This window comes from Streptococcus porcorum (assembly GCF_053203725.1).
On sequence record NZ_JBRUDG010000014.1, the window covers coordinates 14,306 to 39,097 of the forward strand.

Annotated in this window: 25 protein-coding genes; all 25 read right to left on the bottom strand. The window is 42.1% G+C overall.

Features of this window, described 5'->3' with window-relative positions:
* Positions 1-13: 13 nt before the first annotated feature.
* Positions 14-310 (bottom strand): 50S ribosomal protein L23, encoded by a 297-nt coding sequence (locus ACVRWY_RS05200; protein ID WP_354368620.1) that lies wholly within the window; start codon positions 308-310, stop codon positions 14-16.
* Positions 310-933 (bottom strand): 50S ribosomal protein L4, encoded by a 624-nt coding sequence (rplD, locus tag ACVRWY_RS05205; protein ID WP_354368618.1) that lies wholly within the window; start codon positions 931-933, stop codon positions 310-312. Before rplD ends, ACVRWY_RS05200 begins: the two co-directional genes overlap by 1 nt.
* Positions 934-958: 25 nt before the next feature.
* A complete protein-coding gene (gene rplC, locus ACVRWY_RS05210; RefSeq protein ID WP_354368616.1) occupies positions 959-1,585 on the bottom strand; it encodes a 50S ribosomal protein L3 in 627 nt (208 codons plus the stop codon).
* Positions 1,586-1,656: 71 nt separating this feature from the next.
* Positions 1,657-1,965, bottom strand: coding sequence for a 30S ribosomal protein S10 (rpsJ, locus tag ACVRWY_RS05215; RefSeq protein ID WP_002885653.1), 309 nt, complete (start codon positions 1,963-1,965; stop codon positions 1,657-1,659).
* A 421-nt stretch (positions 1,966-2,386) separates the two neighbouring features.
* A complete protein-coding gene (locus ACVRWY_RS05220) occupies positions 2,387-3,649 on the bottom strand; it encodes an MATE family efflux transporter (RefSeq protein WP_354368613.1) in 1,263 nt (420 codons plus the stop codon).
* A 32-nt stretch (positions 3,650-3,681) separates the two neighbouring features.
* Positions 3,682-5,169, bottom strand: coding sequence for a threonine synthase (gene thrC / locus ACVRWY_RS05225; protein ID WP_354368611.1), 1,488 nt, complete (start codon positions 5,167-5,169; stop codon positions 3,682-3,684).
* 142 nt (positions 5,170-5,311) lie between these two features.
* Positions 5,312-6,604 (bottom strand): uracil-xanthine permease family protein, encoded by a 1,293-nt coding sequence (locus ACVRWY_RS05230; protein ID WP_354368609.1) that lies wholly within the window; start codon positions 6,602-6,604, stop codon positions 5,312-5,314.
* A 337-nt stretch (positions 6,605-6,941) separates the two neighbouring features.
* Positions 6,942-9,590, bottom strand: a complete 2,649-nt coding sequence (gene adhE / locus ACVRWY_RS05235) for a bifunctional acetaldehyde-CoA/alcohol dehydrogenase (RefSeq protein ID WP_354368607.1) — start codon at positions 9,588-9,590, stop codon at positions 6,942-6,944.
* A gap of 209 nt (positions 9,591-9,799) precedes the next feature.
* Positions 9,800-11,602 (bottom strand): acyltransferase family protein, encoded by a 1,803-nt coding sequence (locus ACVRWY_RS05240; protein ID WP_354368605.1) that lies wholly within the window; start codon positions 11,600-11,602, stop codon positions 9,800-9,802.
* Positions 11,599-12,006, bottom strand: a complete 408-nt coding sequence (locus ACVRWY_RS05245) for an MORN repeat-containing protein (protein ID WP_354368603.1) — start codon at positions 12,004-12,006, stop codon at positions 11,599-11,601. The genes ACVRWY_RS05240 and ACVRWY_RS05245 overlap by 4 nt, the downstream gene beginning before the upstream one ends.
* 9 nt (positions 12,007-12,015) lie before the next feature.
* Complete coding sequence (locus ACVRWY_RS05250) at positions 12,016-12,444, bottom strand: low molecular weight protein-tyrosine-phosphatase (protein ID WP_354368601.1); 429 nt, start codon at positions 12,442-12,444, stop codon at positions 12,016-12,018.
* A 103-nt stretch (positions 12,445-12,547) separates the two neighbouring features.
* The gene (ruvB, locus tag ACVRWY_RS05255) at positions 12,548-13,555 is read right to left on the bottom strand and encodes a Holliday junction branch migration DNA helicase RuvB (protein ID WP_354368599.1); all 1,008 of its coding nucleotides are present in this window, start codon (positions 13,553-13,555) and stop codon (positions 12,548-12,550) included.
* A gap of 216 nt (positions 13,556-13,771) precedes the next feature.
* A complete protein-coding gene (gene purB / locus ACVRWY_RS05260) occupies positions 13,772-15,070 on the bottom strand; it encodes an adenylosuccinate lyase (RefSeq protein ID WP_354368597.1) in 1,299 nt (432 codons plus the stop codon).
* A gap of 251 nt (positions 15,071-15,321) precedes the next feature.
* Positions 15,322-15,720, bottom strand: coding sequence for an SRPBCC family protein (locus ACVRWY_RS05265; RefSeq protein WP_029187796.1), 399 nt, complete (start codon positions 15,718-15,720; stop codon positions 15,322-15,324).
* A gap of 83 nt (positions 15,721-15,803) precedes the next feature.
* Positions 15,804-16,028, bottom strand: coding sequence for a phosphoribosylaminoimidazole carboxylase (locus ACVRWY_RS05270; RefSeq protein ID WP_354368595.1), 225 nt, complete (start codon positions 16,026-16,028; stop codon positions 15,804-15,806).
* A 31-nt stretch (positions 16,029-16,059) separates the two neighbouring features.
* Positions 16,060-17,127: a 5-(carboxyamino)imidazole ribonucleotide synthase gene (gene purK / locus ACVRWY_RS05275; RefSeq protein ID WP_354368593.1), complete on the bottom strand. Its 1,068-nt coding sequence runs from the start codon at positions 17,125-17,127 to the stop codon at positions 16,060-16,062.
* Entirely contained in the window at positions 17,114-17,602 is a 489-nt protein-coding gene (purE, locus tag ACVRWY_RS05280; RefSeq protein ID WP_105122077.1) for a 5-(carboxyamino)imidazole ribonucleotide mutase, read from the bottom strand. Before purE ends, purK begins: the two co-directional genes overlap by 14 nt.
* On the bottom strand, positions 17,599-18,045 hold the full coding sequence (locus ACVRWY_RS05285) for a 2-thiouracil desulfurase family protein (RefSeq protein ID WP_354368591.1): 447 nt from the start codon (positions 18,043-18,045) through the stop codon (positions 17,599-17,601). Before ACVRWY_RS05285 ends, purE begins: the two co-directional genes overlap by 4 nt.
* Positions 18,035-19,300, bottom strand: a complete 1,266-nt coding sequence (purD, locus tag ACVRWY_RS05290) for a phosphoribosylamine--glycine ligase (RefSeq protein ID WP_354368589.1) — start codon at positions 19,298-19,300, stop codon at positions 18,035-18,037. Before purD ends, ACVRWY_RS05285 begins: the two co-directional genes overlap by 11 nt.
* A 162-nt stretch (positions 19,301-19,462) precedes the next feature.
* Complete coding sequence (locus ACVRWY_RS05295) at positions 19,463-20,803, bottom strand: LysM peptidoglycan-binding domain-containing protein (RefSeq protein ID WP_354368587.1); 1,341 nt, start codon at positions 20,801-20,803, stop codon at positions 19,463-19,465.
* A 204-nt stretch (positions 20,804-21,007) separates the two neighbouring features.
* On the bottom strand, positions 21,008-22,555 hold the full coding sequence (gene purH, locus ACVRWY_RS05300; RefSeq protein ID WP_354368585.1) for a bifunctional phosphoribosylaminoimidazolecarboxamide formyltransferase/IMP cyclohydrolase: 1,548 nt from the start codon (positions 22,553-22,555) through the stop codon (positions 21,008-21,010).
* A gap of 31 nt (positions 22,556-22,586) precedes the next feature.
* Complete coding sequence (locus tag ACVRWY_RS05305; RefSeq protein ID WP_354368583.1) at positions 22,587-22,961, bottom strand: hypothetical protein; 375 nt, start codon at positions 22,959-22,961, stop codon at positions 22,587-22,589.
* 12 nt (positions 22,962-22,973) lie between these two features.
* On the bottom strand, positions 22,974-23,525 hold the full coding sequence (gene purN / locus ACVRWY_RS05310; RefSeq protein WP_354368581.1) for a phosphoribosylglycinamide formyltransferase: 552 nt from the start codon (positions 23,523-23,525) through the stop codon (positions 22,974-22,976).
* Positions 23,525-24,550: a phosphoribosylformylglycinamidine cyclo-ligase gene (gene purM / locus ACVRWY_RS05315; RefSeq protein WP_354368579.1), complete on the bottom strand. Its 1,026-nt coding sequence runs from the start codon at positions 24,548-24,550 to the stop codon at positions 23,525-23,527. Before purM ends, purN begins: the two co-directional genes overlap by 1 nt.
* Positions 24,537-24,791 carry a hypothetical protein gene (locus tag ACVRWY_RS05320; protein ID WP_354368577.1) on the bottom strand — a complete coding sequence of 85 codons (255 nt, stop codon included), beginning with the start codon at positions 24,789-24,791 and terminating at the stop codon, positions 24,537-24,539. The genes purM and ACVRWY_RS05320 overlap by 14 nt, the downstream gene beginning before the upstream one ends.
* Position 24,792 lies beyond the last annotated feature (1 nt).

A 24,792-nucleotide genomic window follows, 5' to 3' on the forward strand; every position in this document is an offset into this window, starting at 1 on the left:
TTTCCTCCTTAGATTATTCAGCTTCAGCTGCGAACAACTCGATTGCTTTTGAATCAGCTGTAAGCGTAATGATAGCTTTTTTAGTTTTGCTTGTGAAACCAGCATAACGACCAACTCGTTTTGCTTTTGGTTTTACGTTAACAGTTTTAACACTAGCAACTTTAACACCGTCAAATGCTGCTTCAACAGCTTGTTTGATCAAGAGTTTGTGTGCACGAGTGTCAACTTCAAATGTGTATTTTCCTTCTTCAAGGGCATACATTGATTTTTCCGTAATAACTGGTTTTTTAATTACGTCGTACAAGTTCATTATGCAAGAACCTCCTCGATTGTAGAGATTGCTTCTTTCGTTACAAGAAGTTTGTCTGCGTTTACGATATCAAGAACACTTGCAGTTGTTGCAGTTGCAACTTTAACGTTTGGAAGGTTACGTGCTGATAATTCAGCAAATTTGTTTCCTTCTTCAATGATTACAAGTACTTTTGAGTCGATGCTAAGAGCTGAAAGAACGTTTGCGAATTCAGCAGTTTTTGGAGCTGCGAATGACAAGCTTTCTACAGCTACAAATTTATCTTCAGCAACTTTAGCTGAATAAACTGATTTCAAAGCAAGGCGACGAACTTTTTGTGGAAGTTTGTAACCGTATGAACGTGGAGTTGGTCCGAAGACAACACCACCACCACGCCATTGTGGTGAACGGATAGAACCTTGACGCGCACGTCCAGTTCCTTTTTGACGCCATGGTTTACGTCCGCCACCTGATACTGCTGAACGGTTTTTAACCGCGTGAGTACCTTGACGAAGGCTAGCACGTTGGCTAATGATAACATCAAATACTACTGATTCGTTTGGTTCGATACCGAAGATTGCGTCGTTAAGAACAACTTCGCTAACTTCTTTACCAGTTTGGTCAAATAGTTTTACGTTTGCCATTTTAACTGTTTTCCCCTTTCCTTAATTATTTAGCAGCTTTAATTGCTGATTTGATAGTGATAAGAGATTTCTTAGCACCTGGTACATTACCTTTGATAAGGATAACGTTTTTCTCTGGGATAACTTGAACAATCTCAAGGTTTTGGATTGTCACACGGTTACCACCCATACGTCCTGCCAAGCGTTTGTTTTTGAAAACGCGGTTAGGGGCAACAGGTCCCATAGAACCTGGACGACGATGGTAGCGTGAACCGTGAGCCATAGGTCCGCGTGATTGTCCGTGGCGTTTGATAACACCTTGGAAACCTTTACCTTTAGAAGTTCCAGTTACGTCAACAACATCGCCAGCCGCGAAAGTGTCAACAGTGATTTCTGCACCAACTTCCAAGCCTTCAATGTTTTTGAATTCACGAATGAAGCGCTTAGGAGCAGTGTTAGCTTTAGCTACATGGCCTTTGGCGGGTTTGTTACTCAATACTTCGCGTTTGTCATCAAAACCAACTTGAACAGCTTGGTAACCATCAGTTTCAACAGTCTTAACTTGAAGTACTACGTTTGGAGTTGCTTCGATGACTGTTACAGGGATGAATTCACCAGCTTCAGTGAAGATTTGAGTCATTCCCACTTTTTTCCCTAAGATTCCTTTTGTCATGAGAAAATATTCCTTTTCTAGATTTTATATTCAAAAAGTTTTTTACGAGCGTTTTTTATGCTCAAAATCAATTAAAGTTTGATTTCTACGTTAACACCACTTGGAAGATCCAATTTCATCAAAGCGTCAACTGTTTTTTGAGTTGGGTTGATGATATCGATCAAACGTTTGTGTGTACGCATTTCGAACTGCTCACGAGAATCTTTGTACTTGTGAGTCGCACGGATGATAGTGTAGAGGCTACGTTCTGTTGGAAGTGGAACTGGACCAGCTACTGTTGCTCCTGTACGAGTTGCAGTTTCTACGATTTTTTCAGCCGCAGTATCAAGTGTACGGTGCTCGTACGCTTTCAAGCGGATACGGATTTTTTTGTTTGCCATCTTTTTCTCCTTTTTCGTCTATTTAAGATAATAGGCTAGCTCCTCAAGAAAACCAACACCTGTTGCGTGGCAATGCAACCGAGTGTGTCGCAACCTCTTGTATCATAGCTAAAGCTGTTGTTTTTACAGCACCATAATATCATATCAAAAAACTCCTGCGAGTGCAAGAGTTTTTATTCTTTTTTTATCATTTTATCCACGATGGCGACGACGTGCTGTCAGACCTAGGGCTGTTGTTAGTGTTAACATTCATTAATCTGGGGTAGCTTTACCACTTAGTGAAGTTTGGCTCTTGGAAGTATCCAATCTTCTCCTTGAACTGAGATAAATTGACGCATACTACTTCTTCCTTACCACCAAATCCTTTTGTCAAGGGGTTTTGTGGTGAAAAATTAAAAAAACAGGTTTTAAACCTGCTTTTTTATGTTGATTTTTTTAATGTCTTAGATTTTAGATAGAGAAAGGCGAAGCGCCAAATATTATCGGCTATAGTAGCCAACCAAACGCCTGCCAAGCCTAGTCCAAGAGGGAGAGCTAAGAGATAGCCTAAGCCGATACGTATCCCCCACATGCCGATACTAGTCGCATAAAATGGTAGCTTTGCTTTTCCCAAGCCTTGAAAGACAGCCGTATAGATCAAAGTCCCAGAGGTCGCCAAAGTCCCTAAAAATGAAAAGAGGAGAACGACAGAAGAATAGCTCTGGACCGCACTATCTTGGCTAAAAGCTGCAGATAAGGGAGTCCCACATAGCCAAACTAGACCACTAATCGTTGCCATCAATAGACTAGATAAAAGATAAGCCTCTTTAATCAATATCTTTAGTTTGCTCCGATCCTCCTCTTTTTTTGCCTTAGCCACAAGGATGACCGTTGCTGTTGCTAAGCCCAGACCTGGCATGTAATTAAACTGGGTGAGGGTCTCACCGATAGCATTTCCAGCTACTGCCTTTGTCCCTAGCATCACCACGATAGCCACGATAACCACATCCCCTAAACGCATCATCAGACGCTCACCTGCTATGGGCAACGCTTGCGCCAAAAAGTCTCGAGACACTCTTAACTCAGGGATAAGGACAGCTAAATCTAGCTTGGCAAAGAAAAACAGGATGACACAACCTATCAGACGAGACAAAACTGTCGAGATAGCCACACCTACTACCCCAAAATCAAAGATAAAGACGGAAAGAGCTGATAGGATAGCATTTAACAAATTAGTCAGCAGACTGACATAGGCTGGAAGTTGCACCTTTCCTTTTACCCTTAAAATAGCACCTAAGCTAGTAAGATAAGCAAGGCTAAAAGAACCTCCTCCAACAATAGCTAGATAAAGTCCACCTAAGTCTGACAGATTTTTTTCTGCTCCCAATAGACCAAGCAGTTGTGAAGAAAAGAGCATGGAGATCAAACCAAGACAGGTACTAAGCCAAAAGGTTAGAGAGAGGGCTTGTCTGATACTAGCTCTTGTCAACTGTTGGCTGGCTAGGCGGCTAGAGATAGCAGCTGCTAAAGCAATAAAGAGAGCTTGGTAAACTGCCAAGATGTTATTGGCTACTGCTACACCCGAAATGGCTAAAACGCCTAATTGCGCCACTAGATAGTTGTCAACGACCCCCATCAGCATCTGAAGGAGATTTTCTACAATAGCTGGTAAAGCTATTTTCATCAATTCTTTTCTATATAACATGGTATGACAAAAATAGAGCGGGAATCCCCACTCTATTTAACTCCTAGATAAGTTTCAACGGCTACTTGCATGTCTGCTGCGGCTACAACAGTGGTATGGCGTACCGGTGCTGTTTGAAGACCATCCACGGCCTTAGGAATAGCAACACCTGATAAGGCATGTAACTCTTCTACAGCTTTGAAATCATCGCCACTATCTTTTCCTGTTACAGCTGATACAGCCACTCTCGGAAACTTGTATGGGCTAGCTGTTGAGGCAATCACTACCTTGCTTTGATCACCTGTTTTTTCTGCATAAGCTTGATAAACTGCTGACGCTACCGCTGTATGAGGATCTTCAATGTAATTGGCTTCTTTGAAGACACGGTTAATCTCTGCTTCTGTTTCTGCTTCTGTCGCAAATCCGGCAGCAAACAAGTCAAGAATAGCCGTATCGACATCGTCTAGACGGTATTCACCTTTTTCTACCAAATCTGTCATCAAGGCTTTTGTTTTTGCAGCATCATTTCCAAGAAGATGGAAAATCAGACGCTCAAGGTTAGACGAAACAAGAATATCCATTGATGGGCTTGTGGTTACCTTGAAGTCACGTTTTTTATCGTAAGTTCCTGTGTTAAAGAAGTCCGTTAGGACATTGTTTTCGTTTGATGCACAAATCAACTTGCCAATTGGGACACCAATCTCACGCGCATAATAAGCCGCTAAGATATTACCAAAGTTACCTGTTGGAACGGTAATGTTAATCTGTTCGCCGTTTTCAATCGCACCTGTTTTTAACAACTGCGCATAAGCATAAACATAATACACAACTTGTGGCACAAGACGACCAACGTTCATCGAGTTGGCTGATGAGAACTGGGCACCTTTATCTAGCAATTTGGCACGAAGCGCTTCGTCATTAAACATGTGTTTAACATTGGTCTGTGCATCGTCAAAGTTTCCATCAATGGCAATAACATGTGTGTTGTCCCCAGTTTGAGTGGTCATTTGCAACTCTTGGATTTTTGAAACACCATCTTTTGGGTAAAAGACAATAATCTCAGTGCCTGGAACATCAGCAAAGCCTGCCATAGCAGCCTTACCTGTATCACCTGATGTCGCAGTTAAGATGACGATTTTATTGTCCACGCCCTGCTTTTTAGCAGATGTTGTCAAAAGATAAGGAAGGATAGACAAAGCCATGTCTTTAAAGGCAATGGTTGAGCCATGAAAGAGCTCCAGGTTGTACTGATTCCCTAACTTGACTAAAGGAGCAATGACTGGCGTATCAAACTTATCATCATAAGCGTTGGTGATACAGTAGTCCAACTCTTCTGCTGTAAAATCATCTAGGAAAGCTGAAAGGACTAATTTTGCCACTTCTTGATAAGAAGCGTCTTTAAGTTGGTTAAAGTTAAGCTCTACTTGAGGGGTTGTGATTGGTGTAAAGAGCCCACCATCTGTTGCCAAACCTTGTAGAATAGCTTGACTAGCAGTTACCTTATTATTTTCATCACGGGTTGATTGATATACTAATGTCATGATTGTTCCTCATTTTTATAGATAGTCTTCTTTTTATCATACCATAATTGTCAGAAAATTGATACAGATTTGGCGCAATATCCTAAAGTTTTCTCAGCCTATTCAAAAAAGCTAGGTGTAAAAATCCTAGCTTTTTAAAGGGTTATTCTTCAATTTCATCATTGGACGCCGCTGGCAAGACGAGGTTTAAGAGAACACCAACCAAGGCAGCCAAGGCTGTTCCTGAAATCACAAGATCAGAACCAAGTTTTAAGACACCTCCGCCAAGACCTAAAACAAGCATGGCACTGGCAATCACCAAGTTACGTGACTCCATAAAGTTAACACGCGCCTTAATCAAAACTTTCAACCCATTACTTGCAATAACACCATAAAGGAGAATAGACATCCCTCCCAAAACAGCACTTGGAATGGTTGAAATCAAAGCTGTAAACTTAGAAAAGAAACTCAACCCAATAGCAATAAAGGCGGCATTACGGATCACTGAAACACTAGCGATACGTGTCAAACCAACAACACCAGTATTTTCGCCGTAAGTCGTATTGGCTGGACCACCGATAAAGGCGGATACAGCTGTTGCAACCCCATCACCAATCAAGGTGCGATTTAAACCTGGCTTTTTCAAGAAGTTACGACCACAAATTTCACCTAAAACCATGTGATCTCCGATATGTTCTGCAATTGTCACGATAGCAATTGGTAAAATAGCAAAAGCTTCTGGTCCAAAGTAAAGATTGTATTCTTTAAAACTCTTAATCCCTGTCGCAAACGGTAAGCTAATATCTGGTAGGGCAAACCATGCTGCTTCTTTAACTGGTGTAAAATCTACCATCCCTAAGCAAACAGCTACCAGATAACCCCCTACAATCGCAATCAAAAATGGGATGACACGCATAAAGCCACGGCCACGTGTTTGAATAGTTACTGCAATCATGAAGCTCACGGCAGCAACTAACATATTTTTCCAGTTCCCATCTTCTACAAAACCAGCTGATGTTACCGCTGTGTTAGCAAGTCCTAAACCGATTACCATAATCATCGGCCCAATGACAATTGGAGGTAAAAGACGGTCAATCCAAGCTGTTCCGATTTTTGAAACCACTAAGGCTACGACCACATAGATCAAGCCGACCATCATGATACCAGTTTGTCCTGCGCTGATATCTCCTCCCATCTGCTCCTTGGCAAAAGCCATCGCTGAAATGTAGGCAAATGAAGAACCTAGGTAAACTGGGACACTAAACTTGGTAGATACCATATAGATCAATGTCCCTATCCCTGAAGCCAGTAAAGCTGTCGAAACAGACATCCCTAATAAAATCGGAACTAGGATTGTCGCTCCAAACATTGCAAAAACGTGCTGTACACTCAGTAACAAGCCTTTTGCAGTATCTGGCTTTTCATGAATATCAAATAATAAACGTTTCTCTGCCATTTTATCTCCTTTTTCCTCCTATTTGGATGGCACCTAAATAGGAAGGTGTTTTTTCTATTGGACTTATTTTTGACAAAAAAATAAGTCTCCATAACGAAATGAGACTTGGGTAGATTGATTTTCGATAAAGTTACACCACAAAATAAATGCAGATTTTAGTATTTTCTGCTCCTGTTTTGTAGTTTATTGTTCGAAGTCCCTTAGTAGGCTCCCTGTCCTACCTTAAAAGTCCTAATTTCAATTATCCATTTTACCTAATTTCTCCATCCTTGACAAGCCCCTAAATCAAAAAATGAGATTGAAACATCGTGTGTTTCAATCTCATTGGCTGATAAACTTATTTTAGACGTCCTGGGCGTTCTTTGTAGCCATAGAAAGCATCTTCGATGATTTCTTGCATGTGATCCACCATAGCCAGACGTGGGTTAGCTGGGGTACACTGATCTTCGTAAGCAAGAAGCGCTAATTCACGAGAGTGTTCTTTCAACTCTTTCTCGTCAATACCTTGTGCTTTCAGATTCATCTCAATACCAATACGCTCACCAAGGTCATAGACAGCTTGTGCATAAGCTGCGACAGCTTCTTCTGGTGTTGAACATGGCAAACCTAGCATACGAGCAATATCTTGGTATTTTTCATCTGCTTTGTAGTAGTTGTATTTAGGCCATGTTGCTGTCTTAGATGGACGTGTTCCGTTATAGCGGATAACATATGGTAATAAGATCGCGTTAGTACGACCGTGAACAGTATGGAAACGTCCTCCGATTTTGTGTGCCATTGAGTGTGAAATTCCTAGGAAGGCATTAGCAAAGGCCATACCTGCAATAGTTGAAGCGTTATGCATTTTTTCGCGTGATGCAAAGTCTGCATTTTTAACAGAACTTTCTAGGTTTTCAAAAACAAGCTTAATGGCTTGAAGGGCAAGACCATCTGTAAAGTCGTTGGCTACTGTTGACACATAAGCTTCTGTGGCGTGGGTCAAAACATCCATACCAGTGTCAGCTGTAACATGAGCTGGCACGGTCATAACCAAGGCAGGATCCACAATGGCAATGGTTGGTGTCAATGAATAATCTGCAATTGGATATTTGCGGTTATTTGCTTTATCAGAGATAACGGCAAATGGTGTCACTTCTGATCCCGTACCAGATGTGGTTGGAATAGCGATAAACTTAGACTTCTTACCAAGCTCTGGGAATTTGAAGGCACGTTTTCGGATATCCATGAATTTTTGAACAAGGTCATGGAAGTCCACTTCTGGTTGCTCATAGAAGAGCCACATAACCTTAGCCGCATCCATTGGTGAACCACCACCTAGTGCGATAATAGTATCTGGTTTAAAGGTACGCATCATCTCGGTTCCTTTATAGACCGTTGTGATGTCTGGATCTGGCTCAACATCTGCAAAGATTTGATAGACCACATTATTGCGACGAAGGTGAAGTTGCTCCAAAATACGATCCAAGAAACCAAACTCAACCATGGCATGGTCAGTTACAATCATGACACGTTCAACATCACGACATTTTTGGAGGTATTGAATAGAATCACGTTCGAAGTATGTTTTTGAAGGAACTTTAAACCATTGCATATTGTTTCTACGTCTTCCTACTTTTTTGATGTTCAAGAGATTAACCGCACTCACGTTATCACCGATAGAGTTACGGCCATAAGAACCACAGCCAAGTGTTAATGATGGTAAGAATGAGTTGTAAACATCACCAATACCACCGAAGGTAGATGGTGAATTCCAAATCACACGAATGGCACGAACCAAAGTTCCAAATTCTTTGGCTAAAGCTGCATCTTCTGTATGGATAGCTGCAGAGTGACCTAAACCATCAAACTCAACCATGAGACGCGCTTTTTCAAGACCATCTTCACGAGAATCTGATTTCAAGACAGCAATTACTGGTGACAATTTCTCGCGTGTCAACGGTTCATTGATACCAACTTCCTTACATTCTGCTGCTAGGATATTTGTGCCTTCAGGAACTGAGAAGCCTGCTTGTTCTGCAATCCAAGTCGCTGGTTTTCCGACGATGTTTGGATTTAATTTAGCTTCTGCACAATTTTTACCGTTGGCTTTAGCTCCAAAGCAAAATTCTTCTAGGAGAGCTTTTTCTTTTTTATTAACAAAGTAAGTGTGATAGGATTTAAACTCTTTGACAAAGTCATCATAGATTTCTTTATCAACAATCACAGCTTGCTCTGAGGCACAGACCATCCCATTATCAAATGATTTAGACATGACAATATCATGAGCTGCCTGACGAACGTTAGCAGACTTTTCAACATAGGCTGGAACGTTACCTGCACCCACACCAAGAGCTGGCTTACCACATGAGTAAGCTGCGCGTACCATGGCATTACCACCTGTAGCAAGAATCGTAGCAATTCCATCATGGTTCATCAAAGCCACGGTTGCTTCCATTGAAGGTTTTTCAATCCACTGGATACAGTTTTCAGGAGCTCCTGCAGCAATGGCCGCATCACGCACAATACGAGCAGCATGTGCTGATGACTCTTGAGCTGAGGGATGGAAGGCAAATACAATAGGGTTACGTGTTTTGAGAGAAATCAATGATTTAAAGATTGCCGTTGAGGTTGGGTTAGTAGTTGGTGTAATCCCACAGATAACTCCTACAGGCTCTGCAATCAATGTTAATCCTGTTACATCATCTTCTTCGATGACACCAACTGTTTTAGTATGGCGCATATTATTCACCACATGCTCGCAGGCAAAGAGGTTTTTAGTTGCCTTGTCCTCGAAAACACCACGACCTGTTTCCTCATAAGCATGCATTGCTAAAACACCATGGGCATCTAGGGCTGCCACTGAGGCTTTTGCAACGATATAATCTACTTGTTCTTGATTAAGTTTTCGCATCTCCTCTAGGGCAACAAGACCTTTTTTCACTAGAGTATCGACATGCGCTTGTGCTTCAAGTGCTTTTTCTTCTTTACTTACAGTTTTATCAGCCATATTTTCCTCCAAAGTGATTCAACAAGTTTGTTAAATCTTTCACATTTGTTACGTTTTCTATTATAGCTTACTGGATTAGATTTGTAAACCCTTTCATGTAAATTTTTGTAATTTTCCTATTTTTAACGGTAAAAAATGAGACTAGGTTGATGAACCTAGTCTCAATCGTTTATTTTAAAACATTTTAGCTCAAAGCTCTAGAAGAGATGTTATTTTTCACCTTTTGCTGGAGCTTTTGCTGCTTTTTTCAAGGCAGCTTGTAGGGTTTGCGCATAAAGCTTGCCACCTTCTGAATCATCTGAGCCGTTATCTTTATAATGCACGCCATCTGTGCCAGGCCAAATTTCAGGATGATCAACTGCTACTTTATACCAATCTGCTATCGTGATGTAGTTGTATTTCTTGGCTAATGTCAACTCATAATCACGCGCTTCTTTAACAGCCGCCTGATTTTCCTTACCATTATAAGGGGTCACAAAGACTAAGTGGTGCCCTTTAGGTAAAGCATCGATGAACTGCTGGGTATCATCTTTATAATCATAAACCGAATTAACCCCAACGGCGATTACCACTGTTTCTGGAAGGGTCTCATTTTTGATATGATTTTCAAAGATATCAAATGCCAAATCGAAATTACGACTCACCGCAGAGTCTTGCTGAGCATTTGGAAGGTATTGGCTAAGAGCACCGCTTGAGCTGAGGGCAACAGAGTCTCCAATAATCAAGACTTGACTACCTGTTTTACCAATATTTTCCTTATCCGCTAAATTACGCGTCTGGCGCATTTGATCATTTGATTGGTTAAGTGAGCTCACTAAGAGATTGGTCTCAAATTCTCCCATTTTTGGAGAAACAGTCGTTAAAAAGAGCATCAAAACACCGAGAGCTGCAAAGCTAGTGTAAATCCATTTGCTATAAGGTCTGAGATCAAAGTCCCATCGGAACAAATGAGAAGACTTGCCTGCAATCAATGGCTCTAAAACATAAAAAGAAAGCGTCGCAAAAAGATAGGACAACAGCACCGTAACCATAACAGCTTGCGTGTTAGAGAGCATTTGTGAAAAAATCACGTAAAACGGCCAATGAAAGAGATAAACACCATAACTTGTATCGGCTAAGTAAGTGACAAAAGCTGGTTCTTTAATGCTCGTTTGATCACTCAAGACACGGCAGGAATAAATCATAACAGAGGCAAACAAACTTGAGAGAACAAAACCAAATAGATAAGTAAAAAGATGGTCAAAATCCAAAATCAAGCTTAGTAAGAATAACAGCGCAAAACTTCCCAAAACATAAGTGACAACTCTTGAGGTTTTCCATAAGCGAACATTCTTTTTGAAACGCTTGGTTGTATTTTGTATCCCTGTCATCGTTGCAAAAACACTACCGAGAAAGAATGGGAAACTGTGTGTCCAAGTAGAAAAATAAATACTTGAAAAATTATGGACAAAAAGCGACGAGATAAACATCGCTAAAAAGCCTGCTAAAAACAAGCCACTAGATACTATAAATACAGCACCTCGGTATTGATTGCTATTTTTTACTCTCTTTCCTAAAAACCAGAGCAAGAGCCCCCAAAAGATGTAAAAATGAACCTCAATGGCCAAACTCCATGTGTGAACAAAGAGATGCGGGATAAATTGCGCCTCGTAGTTCCCACCTGTCATAATCTCATAAACATTGGTCATAAAACCAAATGTTGCTGCAATTTGGTTACCAATACCTGCTCTAAAATCAGTCTTGATAAGAAGCGTAAAAGGTAAGGTAATCAGGACCATGAGCACCATGGGAGGAACAATTCGATAAAATCGCCTTCTAAAAAAACCAATGATATCAATTTTGTGATTTCTGCTATATTCATCCAATAATAAAGCTGTGATCAGATAGCCAGAAAAAGTAAAAAAGATATCTACTCCAATAAAGCCACCTGGGAACTGCTTTTTAAAAAAATGGTATAACAAGACCAGCAGTAGCCCTGTAATACGTACAAAAGAAAACCATTTTATTCTCATTTTTGATAAATCCCCTGTTTAAATGTTCCCTTATAGACAGCCTTGGTCTCTGTTATCAATGTTCCTTGACCATCGGCCTGACCATTCTTAAAATGTCCCTCATAAGTCCACCCAGCCTTAGCGATAAACTTCCCTTGACCACTAAAGGTGCCATTTACAAAGTTCCCTTCGTAAATATCTCCATTTTTATAAGTCAGTTTTCCTTGACCATTCATGCGATGGTTGACAACATATCCTGTATATTTGATATTCCCCTCATCTAAGACCAAGCTTGTTTTCGTTTGAAAATTCAAAACTAAAACCGACAAGGAACACGCAAAAATGACAATTAAAGTTAAAAACTCCAGCCTCTGCCGTAATATTTCTGGAGTTAGTTTCAACCTAGCTCGTTTTTCCTTCTTCATACTTATCCTCTAATCTCCATTTGCTTTCTCAAACCAAGCCTGACACCCTTTTGTGACTAGGGCATAGGTTTCTTCAAAATTACCTGTATAATAAGGATCAGGCACACCAACCTCACCAAAAAGGTGAATCTTATGATCAAACTCACCAGCTGATAAGCTTAACAGATCCGCAACGTTTTGCTCATCCATCCCTAAAATCAAATCAAATGTCTTCAAATCATCCAGACTAATCTCTTGTGAGCCTTTTGTGTGATCGTAAGCAATATGATAGTTATTTAAAATCGCCTGAGTTCCTCTATGAATAGGATTTCCATGTTCCCAACTAGATATTGCTCGACTTTCAACTTGCCAATCTGCACCTTTTGCAATATCTTTCATCACAAACTCCGCCATTGGACTGCGACAGATATTACCCAAACAGACAAAACAGACTTTCATAGGATATCTCCTTTACTCTATTATTACTATTATACCTAAATTAAGGAAAATAAAAAAGGGAGTGAGAAAATCCCCTTAAAATAAGGGGTCACTCCACCTTAATCTATGATTTTTTCGCCAAAGAATAGTCATATCCCAAATGATCATAAGCTTTCTCTGTTGCCACTCGACCTGTTCGTGTCCGCATCAAAAATCCTTTTTGAATCAGATAAGGCTCATACATATCCTCAACCGTCTCTCTCTCCTCAGCAATATTGACAGAGAGAGTTCCAAGACCAACTGGCCCTCCACCATAAAGCTCAATCATGGTTCTTAGAATCTTTTGATCTACATAATCAAGCCCTTCTCTATCAACATCAAGCATGGTGAGGGCATCATCTGTCATCTTTTCATCAATATGACCATCTCCCATAATCTGAGCATAGTCTCGAACACGCTTGAGCAGACGATTGGCAATACGAGGTGTCCCACGACTTCGCATGGCGAGTGATTTTGCTGCTTGATGCACAATATCCATTTCAAAAATATCAGCTGTTCGCTCAACAATCTCTGTCAAATCATCCAGCTCATAATATTCCATATGCCCTGTAATTCCAAAACGAGCACGCAAAGGATTAGACAGCATCCCTGCCCGCGTCGTTGCCCCAATTAGCGTAAAAGGGGGTAACTCTAGATGCACACTACGGCTTGCTTCTCCTGCCCCAATCATAATATCAATATAGAAGTCCTCCATAGCACTATAGAGCACCTCTTCTACTGCCATTGGCATACGGTGAATCTCATCAATAAAAAGGACATCTCCTGCCTCTAGATCATTTAAAATAGCCACCAAGTCCCCTGCTTTTTCGATACTTGGACCTGTTGTCTGTTTCAGATTCACTCCGAGTTCATTGGCAATCACAAAAGCCATCGTGGTTTTACCAAGTCCTGGTGGTCCAAAAAGAAGGACATGATCCATCGCTTCATCGCGCAACTTAGCTGCTTCAATAAAAATCTTCAGCTGGTTTTTGACCTTATCCTGTCCAATATATTCTTTTAAATATTGAGGACGGAGGGTACGCTCTGCATACTCCTCGTCCCCCATCATATCGTTATCTAAAATTCTTGTCATAGACCTATTTTACCATAAATTCTCTAACGATGAAAAGTTGAGCAAAAAGAAAGAGCCCTGTCAAACAGGACCCTTTCAGGAGATTTATGAAAAGAATATCAGCTAAATCTAGCTGATACTACTGAACAAGTGTTCAGTAGAAGTTTTAGGATAAAAGTAGTATAAACCTTCAACCTTAAACTTTCCTTAAGCTCTCAAATTGTTGATAAATTGTTATTACTCGCCTAATCCGACACGTTCAAAAACCTCATCTACACGTTTAGCATAGTAGTCTGGGTTGAAGAGTTCATCGATTTCTTCCTGGCTGAGTTTAGCTGTCACACGCTTATCTGCTTCAAGCAAAGGTTTAAAGTCCACTTGATTATCCCATGACTGCGCCGTTTTTGGCTGCACCAAGTCGTAGGCTTCCTCACGGGTCATGCCTTTTTCAATCAAGCTGAGCATGACACGCTGGCTGTAAATCAAACCAAAAGTTGACTCCATATTGCGTTTCATATTTTCAGGGAAGACCGTCAAGTTCTTAACGATATTACCAAAACGATTGAGCATATAGTTAATAAGGATAGTTGTGTCAGGCGTAATGATACGCTCCGCTGACGAGTGAGAAATATCGCGTTCGTGCCAAAGCGCCACATTCTCAAAAGCCGTTACCAAGTGACCACGCACCACGCGAGCCAGACCGGTCATATTTTCAGAGCCGATAGGGTTGCGTTTATGGGGCATAGCAGAGCTGCCTTTTTGGCCTTTGGCGAAATACTCTTCGACTTCGCGTTGTTCAGATTTTTGTAGCCCACGGATCTCTGTCGCCATACGCTCGATAGACGTTGCAATCAAGGCTAGGGCTGAGAAATATTCTGCGTGAAGGTCACGAGGAAGGACCTGGGTCGAAATTTCCTGCGGACGAATGCCTAATTTACCACAAACATACTCTTCCACAAATGGAGGAATATTGGCAAAGTTTCCAACCGCACCTGAAATTTTACCAGCTTCAACGCCCTTGGCCGCCACATCAAAACGCTCCATGTTGCGTTTCATTTCGCTATACCAAGTCGCCAATTTAAGACCGAAAGTCGTTGGCTCCGCATGGACACCGTGGGTCCGGCCCATCATGATGGTGTACTTGTGCTCACGTGCCTTGTCGGCGATGATAGTGGTAAAGTTTTCAAGGTCGCGACGGATAATGTCGTTAGCCTGCTTGTAGAGGTAGCCGTAAGCCGTATCCACCACATCGGTCGATGTCAGACCGTAGTGGACCCACTTGCGTTCCTCACCAAGACTTTCCGAAACCGCACGCGTGAAAGCCACCACATCGTGACGAGTTTCCTCTTCAATCTCTAAAATGCGGTCGATGTCAAAAGTCGCCTTCTCACGAATCAAGGCCACATCTTCCTTGGGAATTTCACCCAACTCAGCCCAAGCCTCATCGGCAAGGATTTCAACCTCCAACCAAGCCTTGTACTTGTTCTCTTCACTCCAAATAGCCGCCATCTCCGGGCGGGAATAACGATTGATCATGTTTAAGATACCAAGGGCGACAAGAAAGCGACTGAATTTTAGGAAACCAACGACGGACGCTTGCGTCCTAGGCGGTTTATCTAAATTCCGAGCTTTCCGCCCGAGTTCAGTTGTGCTAACTTGTAACCCATTCCTTTCTGTTTTACAATTTTTTGATAGAGAATTAAGAGTGCCCGTATTCAATTTAGAGAATACAGCTACCCTTGTTCTTTTCTATTTTTCTTTGCCCTAATGGGCGATTTTATTTTTTACTATTTAACTTCCAGCACTTTTTCTAAATCTCGGAAATACTGCTTTTGTTGCTTTCTTAGATAAAGCCAGACAAATGGTGTCAAGATAACATTTTTAACAGTGACATTTTCTGTAAAATCTAGGACAGTTTGCCCATCATGATAATCAAACTGTCCTAGCCAAGTGCCTTGGAGATTTTTATTTTCAAACTTAAGTTCCCAGAGCTTGTACAAATCGACTTTGGTCACCTTAAAATTTGTCTGAATACCAGTTTGAGTGTATTCAATAAAATGGTTCTCGTCTATCTTTTCAAAATGACCAAGATCACTTCTCCAAGTTTGATTGGATAAATCAGTGACAAGTTCCCATACCTTATCAATGGGATGAAAAAAAGTTACTTTCATATTATGTTTTACCATAAATTTACTCCTAGTTCATTTAACCACTAGCTTGATACTAGACTGGCATAAATATGGCATAGATCCCTAAAAATATTATATCCTCACTCAAACTCCTCTTTACCTATTGCAACAGATGGATAATGCCCCATTTTGGGAAGATCCCTATCTAATGGCAAGTCATAAATAGCAAGATAATCATTGGGATACTGTAACTGTAACTCTGCCATCTTTTCAGAAATAGACTGCTCATTTTTAGAAGCAAAAACAACTTCAACCACGCCAGTTTGATGACTTTCAACAAAGGCATGAACAATAATTTTAATCACAGAAATCCCCCCCTTTATAACTTTCCGATCCCTACATCTCTACCTCAGTATATTCCCCCAACACCGTCACGTGTCCCATCTTGCGATTGTGCTTCGCTTCTAGTTTACCATAAAAGTGGGGGTGAGCGGTAGGGTTTTCTTGAAGAAAGGTTTGAGCTGCTTCCATGTCTTGTCCTAGGACGTTGATCATAACGGCTGGAGAAAGCAGGCGGATAGGAGGTAGAGGCTGTCCTAGAATGCCTCGGATATGGGTATCAAACTGTGAAAAATCACAGGCTTCAATAGAATAATGCCCCGAATTGTGTGGGCGAGGGGCGATTTCGTTAACCAGAATATCCTGCCCTGCCACAAACATTTCAACGCAGAGGGTGCCTGCTAAATGGAGCTTGTCAGCAATTTGCAGAGCCATAGTTTTGGCTTTTTCAGCAAGTTCATCTGAAATACGGGCAGGCACGATAGTTTTGTAAAGAATATTATTTCGGTGGATATTTTCCTGTACAGGAAAGACGGTGTAGTCAGAGCCATTGCCAGACACAAGGACGGAGATTTCCAGGTCGAAATTCACAAACTCTTCCAAAACACACTCAGCAGAGTTAGCTAACTGACTAGCCTCTACCAAGTCCGCCTCTTCTCGAATAACCTTCTGGCCATGCCCATCATAGCCCCCAGTGGCTGTCTTTAAGACATAGTTTTTACTGAGGTCCAGTCCTTCTAGGTCTAGGCTAGATGTGACAACTTTGTAGGGGGCGACTTGCACGCCAGCTTTTTTTGCCAAAAAATCCTTCTCAAAAATACGGTTCTGGGAAATGCGGAGGAGGTCTGTCCCTTGAGGGAGCTGACCGTCCTTGATGACCGCGTCCAGTCCGTCGGCATCGACATTTTCAAACTCGTAGGTCAGGACATGGCACCGCTCCGCCAGCTGTTTGAGGGCCGCCACATCGTGATAGGGAGCGACGATAACCTCGCTGACCTTGGAGGCTGGGCAGTCCGCCGCAGGATCCAGCGTGATCACCTTGTGACCCATGTAAATAGCGGAAATGGCCATCATCTGACCTAGCTGACCGCCGCCGATAATTCCGATTGTCTTAGATGAGGTCATCTGTCATCGCCTCCGCAATTTTTTCCTGTTCCTTGGCAAAGTCTGCCAGCTGAGCCGCAATGGTTTGGTCTTCAATGGAGAGAATGCGAAGAGCTGTCAGAGCTGCGTTGGTCGCACCTGCCTCACCGATCGCCATAGTCGCAACGGGCACGCCACCCGGCATCTGCACGATAGAATAGAGCGAATCCACACCACTGAGGGCACGGGATTGGACAGGCACGCCGATGACAGGCAAGGTGGTCTTGGCTGCTACCATACCTGGCAAATGAGCCGCACCACCCGCTCCTGCGATAATAACCTTGATGCCACGGCCACGCGCTTCCTCGGCGTGACGGAACATGAGGTCTGGGGTGCGGTGGGCAGAGACCACTTTCTTTTCATAGGCTACGCCAAATTTGTCCAGCACATCGGCTGCTTTTTTCATGGTTTTCCAGTCAGAACTAGAGCCCATGATGATGGAAATGATTGGTTTCATGATGTTACCTCGTTTATATCTTCTGCGTCGACTACCTGATAGCCTCTTTCTTTCAAGGCTTGGGCAAATAAACCGCTACCTGCAACTTTTTGTCCTGAAAAGGTGCCGTCGTAAACCTGCTTGACACCACAGGACGGACTTCTAGATTGTAGAATGGCCATTTCTATCTCTTGTCCTTCTAGTCTTTCAAGCGTTCTGGCAATGCCTTGTTGAAACGCTTTGTCATAAGATGCTCCGTTCACATCTCGTACACTTCCGTCCACAATTTCGACAGGTTCTCGCGGAGTGGGAAGGCCACCTGCAACCTCTGGACAAACCGATAGGGCTTGCTTGTTCGCTACAGCATCAACAACTGCTTGATTGTAATTATTTCCGCCGTTGTACTTGCAATTTTCTCCGAGCAAGCAGGCACTGACTAAGACACAGGTTTGCTTATTTTCCAATGGCCTTACTTCCAATATCTGTCCGATAAAAGAGGCCTGTCGTATCTTGATTTTTCAGCTCCGAGTAAATTTTTTCCTGGGCTTTTTGGACGGTGTCTGCTGTGGTGACTAACATATAGACCCGACCGCCGTTTGATAGCAGTGCTCTGCTATTTTCCGCAAAACGAGCCCCTGCATAGTAAGTGATGATATCACCCTCGGTCTTTGCTGGCAACTCTACGCCTTTTTCATAATCCAGAGGGTAGCCATTTGATGCCACAACTACGCCAAGCGTCACGCCACTATCCAGCCAAGTAATCTGTGGCTCTCTACCTTCTAAAATATCAGTGATATTTTGGGCAAAGTCTGATGTCAAACGAGGCAAGATAATTTGGGTTTCAGGATCCCCAAAGCGAGCGTTAAACTCGATAACCTTAGGCCCTTGCTCCGTCAAAATCAAGCCCGCATAAAGAATCCCAAGGTATGGACGTCCTTCTGCTATCATCCCATTAAGAACAGGCTTGATGATGGTGTCAACTGCCGTGTCCACCACACTTTGAGGAAGATGAGGAACTGGCGCATAAGCTCCCATACCACCTGTGTTTGGTCCCTTGTCACCGTCAAAGGCACGTTTGTGATCTTGGGCAGTCGGCATAATGTAGAACTTGTCACCATTGACAAAGGCAAAGAGAGAGAACTCCTCACCTGCCAAGAACTCCTCGATGACCACACGCGCACCTGAGTCACCAAACTTATTGTCTAAAAGCATGTCACGCGCCGCATCGACTGCTTGCTCAACAGTTTCTGCAACCACTACGCCTTTTCCTAGCGCTAAGCCATCTGCCTTCACCACAATTGGTGCGCCTTGCTTTTCGATATAGGCTTTAGCTTCTTCGAAATCTGAAAATGTGCCATAGGCTGCTGTTGGAACATCGTACTTGACCATGATGTCCTTGGCAAAGTCTTTTGACCATTCCAGCTCTGCGGCTAATTTTTTAGGACCAAAGGCTTTTAGTCCTACCTGTTCAAAATCATCGACAATACCTGCTGCTAAGGCATCATCTGGACCAATAAAGGTCCAAGAAATGTCATTTTCTTTGGCAAAGGCAATCAATTTAGAATGTTCGGAAATTCCGATATCAACCAAATCAAGACCATCCAAGGCCATACCATCATTTCCAGGAGCGACAAAAACCTGCTCGACACTGTCAGATTCTAATAATTTCTTTGCGATCGCATGCTCACGACCGCCAGACCCCACAACAAGTAACTTCACAGATGAAACCTCATTTCACGAATTTTATATACCGATTATACCAAAAACAATCGTCTATTTCCAATAAAATCTGGTAGTTATAAGGAGAATTGATAAAAGAGTTCGGTTCATAACAAAAAATCAACCAAGGCTTACGCTGGCTGATTTTCTAAAAATAATAGATTACCCATTAAAAGAAATGTGAACGTGATCATAGTGATTTTCTGTCACACTGCCACGATCTGGCATGAGATTCCAAGTGTTAGCTGGACCATAGATATTGTTCACTGGGGCATAAAATTGTTGCTCCCAAATAATATAAGAAATATTGGCAGAAGCCATATTATCAATAGCGTATTGAGCTACTTGATCGCCTAAATCTGACCCTACTGGTACCATGACATCAACAGCAAGACCTTGTCCGTGATCTTGAGGATCTCCTGCACGGTAGCCCCCGATATCACTGATTCCAAATTGATTAGCCACAGCTTGTTGGAAGCTAGCTGCCACAGGTTGAAGACCAGTACTATTGACCGCAACATTAGTTTGACTAGGCGTTGCCGCCTCACTTGTAACAGTTGTAACTTCTGATACTGGTTGAGCTTCTGAATGCACAACCTCTGAGCTAGCGACATATTCACTAGCAGGAGTTTGATTGACAATATCAGCTGTCAAGCTAGCAACCGTACTACTGTCTGAATTAACAGAAGTTGCTTCTTCGGAAGTTACTGCCTCAGAACTAGCCGTAGGAGAAGCGGGAGCAACCTCTGAGCTAGCGACATATTCACTAACAGGAGTTTGATTGACAATATCGGCTGTCAAGCTAGCAACCGTACTACTGTCTGAGGTAACAGAAGCTACTTCTTCGGAAGTTACTGCCTCAGAACTAGCCGTAATAGAAGCAGGAGCAATCTCTGAGCTGGCGACATATTCGCTAGCTGGAGTTTGATTGACAATATCAGCTATCAAGCTAGCAACTGTACTGCTATCAGAGTTAACAGAAGCTGATTCTTCGGAAGAAACCTGCTCAGAATTTGCAAGTGCTGTGGTCGCTGGTGCAGATGAAGCGACTGCTTGCTCTGAAACTGCTTCTGATATTGGTTTTAAATCAACAACTTGATCTTGCATCACTACTTGTTGACTAGCTAAATCAGCAGTGGCAACCACTTCATTTTGCAGTGGATTTTCTGTTGGAACTGAAATTTCAACAGAAGTGGCTTGATGATTTTGATCATAAACCGTTTTTAAGACAGTATTTGGAAAAATGAGATCCACATTGGCAATCTGATTAATTTGTGCGAGAACCGCTAAATCAATCTCCATCGCCTCAGCAATGCTACTCAGAGTATCCCCGTATTGAATCGTGTAGGTCACACTATTATTTTCTTCAATCAGATTTGCTTTAACTTCTTCTACAGTACGCGCTGTCCAGATGCCATCTTGCTCATCAGCTTTAGCATGACTAGCTGCAAATAGTGATAACGTCAGTGTTGAAGCAAGGACAATTTTTTTATTAATAAACATTTTTCTTCCCTTTCGTTCTCTCGATAGAAAATATCTTAACATAAATTTTGAGTAAAAAATGTCTATTTAAGGCTTCTTAAAGAAACTGTATCATAGATGTAACATTTTGATACACTTGTCATAAACTACTAATTAATAGTAATCCAAACAAAAAGAAGCTGGAAAATTCCAGCCTCTCATGATTCTATTTTTTAAATATCAGGTTTAATGACGGAAATGTCTTACGCCTGTAAAGATCATGGTCAAGCCATGTTTGTTAGCAGCATCGATAGAGTCTTGGTCACGCACAGAACCACCCGGTTGGATGATGGCTTTAATGCCTGCGGCTGCAATTTCTTCGATATTATCTGCAAATGGGAAGAAAGCATCTGAAGCAAGGACAGCTCCCTCAAGACGCTCCTTAGCCTGCTCAATAGCGATACGAACAGAGGCAACACGATTGGTTTGACCAGGGCCAACACCAAGTGTCATCTTGTCATTTGTGACAATAATACCATTTGATTTGACATATTTACAAGCTTTCCAAGCAAACTCAAGTGCAGCTTGTTCTTGTTCTGTTGGTTGACGGTCTGTCACCACTTGCCAATCAGATGGATCCTCTGCAATGACATCTTGGTTTTGTACCAAAAGACCTCCGACAACACCCGTGTACTCTTTTTCAATCTCACTCTCATCTTGCGCATCAAAAGCCAACTCAAGAAGACGGAGATTTTTCTTCTTATTGGTTAAAATAGCTAGCGCTTCTTCTGTATAGCTCGGTGCAATGATGATTTCTAAGAAAATCGGGTGCATCTTTTCAGCCGTCGCAGCATCTACTTCTCTGTTCAGCACAACTATGCCTCCGAAAATGGATACTGGATCAGCTTCATAAGCATAATCCCAAGCTGTCTCGATGTCATCGGCTTGACCGATGCCACATGGGTTCATGTGCTTGAGTGCCACAACCGTTGGACGGTCTTTAAAATCACGGATAATACGAATCGCCGCATCCGCATCACGGATGTTATTGAAAGAGAGTTCCTTACCGTTGCGCTGTTTAGCTGATGCAATCGAATAGTCCGTCGGAATCGCTGATTGGTAGAAGTCGGCATCTTGCTGCGGGTTTTCACCGTAGCGCATTGGTTGTTTGAGATCGTAAGTGATCGTCAATTTTTCAGGCTTGGTTTCACCAACTTGTGCTGTGAAATAGTCTGCAATCAAGGCATCGTAAGCTGCTGTATGACGGAAGACTTTTGCTGCTAGGCGTTGGCGCGTTTCATAAGTTGTTTCTCCATCTACTGACAATTCGTCAAGCACTACAGCATAGTCTGCTGGGTCAACAACAACGGTCACGCTAGCATGGTTTTTGGCAGCTGAACGTAGCATCGATGGTCCACCGATATCAATGTTTTCAACCGCATCGGCATAAGTCACATCTGGTTTGAGGATAGTTTCCTTGAAAGGATAGAGGTTAACCACCACCAAATCAATCAAGCCGATTTCATGGTCTTGAGTAGCCTGCAAGTGACTTTCTGTGTCACGACGCGCCAAAAGTCCACCATGGATTTTCGGATGAAGCGTCTTAACACGACCATCCATCATTTCAGGGAAGCCTGTCACATCGTCAATAGCGATAGTATCAACCCCTGCGTTATCAAGGGCAACCTTTGTCCCTCCAGTTGAGATAATCTCCCAACCAAGTTTTGTCAATTCTTGGGCAAAGTCAACAATGCCCGCCTTATCTGATACGCTAATCAGTGCGCGTTTAGTCATGTATTTTTCCTTTCTTTATCAAGGGAACAAATTAGGATCGTAAACCAATCTCTTTGTAAATTCGTTTAATTTGCTGAATAAATATATCCTCTCCTCTACCTTTTTCAATGATATCTTTCTGAGGAGTTGTAGACCAACGATAAATTTGTTCGATACTACCATAAGAACGCTTAAAAAGCTTAGCATATTTAATACAGTTCTGTTTTGTTGCCGCATCAGATAATATAATCTTTAACTCTTCATCAGTCCAAGATTTTCCTTTATTACTTATATCCAACCCTACATTATCTTTTTGAAAATCAACTAGTACAGATTCTATAAAATTAATTTTTTCTAAAAAAGTTAGTTCTTCAATATTCAAATTAAAAACTTTAAATAATTCTTTTTTGAAATCTGATTTTTTCATCATATCTCCTATTTATTTATACAAAACTCCTAAACCTCGTAAAACTTCTGGATAGAGCTGATACTCTGCTTCGTGAATACGAGCTTCAAAGCTTTCAATGGTGTCATCAGCCAAGCGTGGCACGCGTACTTGTTTGATGACTTTTCCTGTGTCAACACCGCTGTCCACCCAGTGGATAGTCACACCCGACTGGTCCACTCCAGCTTCCCAAGCATCTTCAATACCGTGAGCTCCTGGAAATTCAGGTAGGTAAGCTGGATGAATATTGATGATACGTCCCTCATAAGCTGCTAGCAAAGTAGGACCAACAATCTTCATATAACCTGCCAAGCAAACCAAGTCAATGTCATATTCTTCAAGTAACGCAACGATTGCCTCTTCGTAGGCGACTTTGTTGTTAAACTCCTTGAGTTCAAACGCATGGGCTGTCACACCGAGTTTTTCTGCACGCTCTAAGACATAAGCATCTCGGTGATCTGAAAAGACAAAGTCAACGGGAAATTGCTCTGCAATCACCTGGAAGTTTGAGCCATTGCCAGAAGCAAAAACTGCAATTTTTTTCATTACTTAATCACCACACTTGTGTCAGCTTTTTTCACGATGCGACCAAGTTCATAAACAGGCTCATCAAGCAAGGCTTTCACACGCTCAACCTTATCAGGACTGACTGCCAACATCAAACCAATACCCATATTAAAGATTTCAAACATCTCTTCATGTTTGATGCTACCATATTTCTCAATAGCTTTGAAAATTGGAAGAACAGGAACTTGATCTTCTTCAATTTCAGCCGCTAAATCATCGGCAAACATACGTGGAACATTTTCAATGAAACCACCGCCAGTGAGGTGGGCAATACCGTTAACTAACTCTTCCTTGATGAGTGGAAGCACTGCTTTCACATAGATGCGTGTTGGCTCAAGAAGAACGTCTTTCAACGGTTTCCCCTCAAGCTCTGGAAGGACCTCTTCACCCGTATAATCAGCAAAGACGCGACGAACAAGCGAATAGCCGTTTGAGTGAATCCCACTTGAAGCAAGTCCAAGAAGAACATCGCCCTCAGCAACCTTTGAACCATCAATGATTTGTGATTTTTCAGCCACACCTACAGCAAATCCAGCCAAATCATAGTCATCTTCGCCGTACATTCCAGGCATTTCAGCCGTTTCGCCACCGATTAAAGCAGCACCGGCTTGGACACAGCCTTCGGCAACTCCAGCCACTACTTGCTCTAGTTTTTCAGGGATATTTTTCCCAGTAGCAACATAGTCAAGGAAGTAAAGGGGTTCAGCACCTGCTGCAATGATGTCGTTGACACACATGGCCACACAGTCCTGACCAATAGTGTCGTGCTTATCATACTTGATGGCAAGCATGAGTTTAGTCCCAACACCGTCCGTTCCTGAAATAAGAACAGGCTCTTTAACACCTGTTTGGCTAAGGTCAAACATACCACCAAAGCCACCTAAAGCTCCCATAACCCCTGCACGCTCTGTACGAGCTACATGCTTTTTAATACGTTCAACAACTTCATAACCCGCTTCAACATCAACACCAGATTGGGTGTAAGCATTTTTATTTTCTGTCATTTTCTTTCCTTTCTTTGGAAATAGCAGAGCTGTCTTCTAACTTGATCTGCTTTTCTAACTCAATTCGAAGTCCATGATGTTGCCAGGCAGAAACACCTAAAATAACAGCTACCAACATTGGTAACCAAGCTTTTGAAAAGCCATGTTGAAACCAATTCCAGATGCCACTACCAAGACCAATCAACACCAAGACGATTTCAGCGAAGACGAAACGCTTCAGCCTTGAAAGAATTTTTATCACT

Excerpts from the sequence above, each read along its gene's own strand:
- purN (WP_354368581.1), bottom strand. The coding sequence starts at position 23,525 with ATGAAAAAAATTGCAGTTTTTGCTTCTGGCAATGGCTCAAACTTCCAG.
- ACVRWY_RS05200 (WP_354368620.1), bottom strand. The coding sequence starts at position 310 with ATGAACTTGTACGACGTAATTAAAAAACCAGTTATTACGGAAAAATCA.
- purE (WP_105122077.1), bottom strand. The coding sequence starts at position 17,602 with ATGAAACCAATCATTTCCATCATCATGGGCTCTAGTTCTGACTGGAAA.
- ACVRWY_RS05250 (WP_354368601.1), bottom strand. The coding sequence starts at position 12,444 with ATGAAAGTCTGTTTTGTCTGTTTGGGTAATATCTGTCGCAGTCCAATG.
- purB (WP_354368597.1), bottom strand. The coding sequence starts at position 15,070 with ATGATCAATCGTTATTCCCGCCCGGAGATGGCGGCTATTTGGAGTGAA.
- thrC (WP_354368611.1), bottom strand. The coding sequence starts at position 5,169 with ATGACATTAGTATATCAATCAACCCGTGATGAAAATAATAAGGTAACT.
- ACVRWY_RS05220 (WP_354368613.1), bottom strand. The coding sequence starts at position 3,649 with ATGTTATATAGAAAAGAATTGATGAAAATAGCTTTACCAGCTATTGTA.
- rpsJ (WP_002885653.1), bottom strand. The coding sequence starts at position 1,965 with ATGGCAAACAAAAAAATCCGTATCCGCTTGAAAGCGTACGAGCACCGT.
- ACVRWY_RS05265 (WP_029187796.1), bottom strand. The coding sequence starts at position 15,720 with ATGGTAAAACATAATATGAAAGTAACTTTTTTTCATCCCATTGATAAG.
- purH (WP_354368585.1), bottom strand. The coding sequence starts at position 22,555 with ATGACTAAACGCGCACTGATTAGCGTATCAGATAAGGCGGGCATTGTT.
- ACVRWY_RS05305 (WP_354368583.1), bottom strand. The coding sequence starts at position 22,961 with ATGAAAAAATCAGATTTCAAAAAAGAATTATTTAAAGTTTTTAATTTG.
- rplC (WP_354368616.1), bottom strand. The coding sequence starts at position 1,585 with ATGACAAAAGGAATCTTAGGGAAAAAAGTGGGAATGACTCAAATCTTC.
- rplD (WP_354368618.1), bottom strand. The coding sequence starts at position 933 with ATGGCAAACGTAAAACTATTTGACCAAACTGGTAAAGAAGTTAGCGAA.
- adhE (WP_354368607.1), bottom strand. The coding sequence starts at position 9,590 with ATGGCTGATAAAACTGTAAGTAAAGAAGAAAAAGCACTTGAAGCACAA.
- ACVRWY_RS05230 (WP_354368609.1), bottom strand. The coding sequence starts at position 6,604 with ATGGCAGAGAAACGTTTATTATTTGATATTCATGAAAAGCCAGATACT.
- purM (WP_354368579.1), bottom strand. The coding sequence starts at position 24,550 with ATGACAGAAAATAAAAATGCTTACACCCAATCTGGTGTTGATGTTGAA.
- ACVRWY_RS05240 (WP_354368605.1), bottom strand. The coding sequence starts at position 11,602 with ATGAGAATAAAATGGTTTTCTTTTGTACGTATTACAGGGCTACTGCTG.
- ruvB (WP_354368599.1), bottom strand. The coding sequence starts at position 13,555 with ATGACAAGAATTTTAGATAACGATATGATGGGGGACGAGGAGTATGCA.
- ACVRWY_RS05245 (WP_354368603.1), bottom strand. The coding sequence starts at position 12,006 with ATGAAGAAGGAAAAACGAGCTAGGTTGAAACTAACTCCAGAAATATTA.
- ACVRWY_RS05295 (WP_354368587.1), bottom strand. The coding sequence starts at position 20,803 with ATGTTTATTAATAAAAAAATTGTCCTTGCTTCAACACTGACGTTATCA.
- purK (WP_354368593.1), bottom strand. The coding sequence starts at position 17,127 with ATGACCTCATCTAAGACAATCGGAATTATCGGCGGCGGTCAGCTAGGT.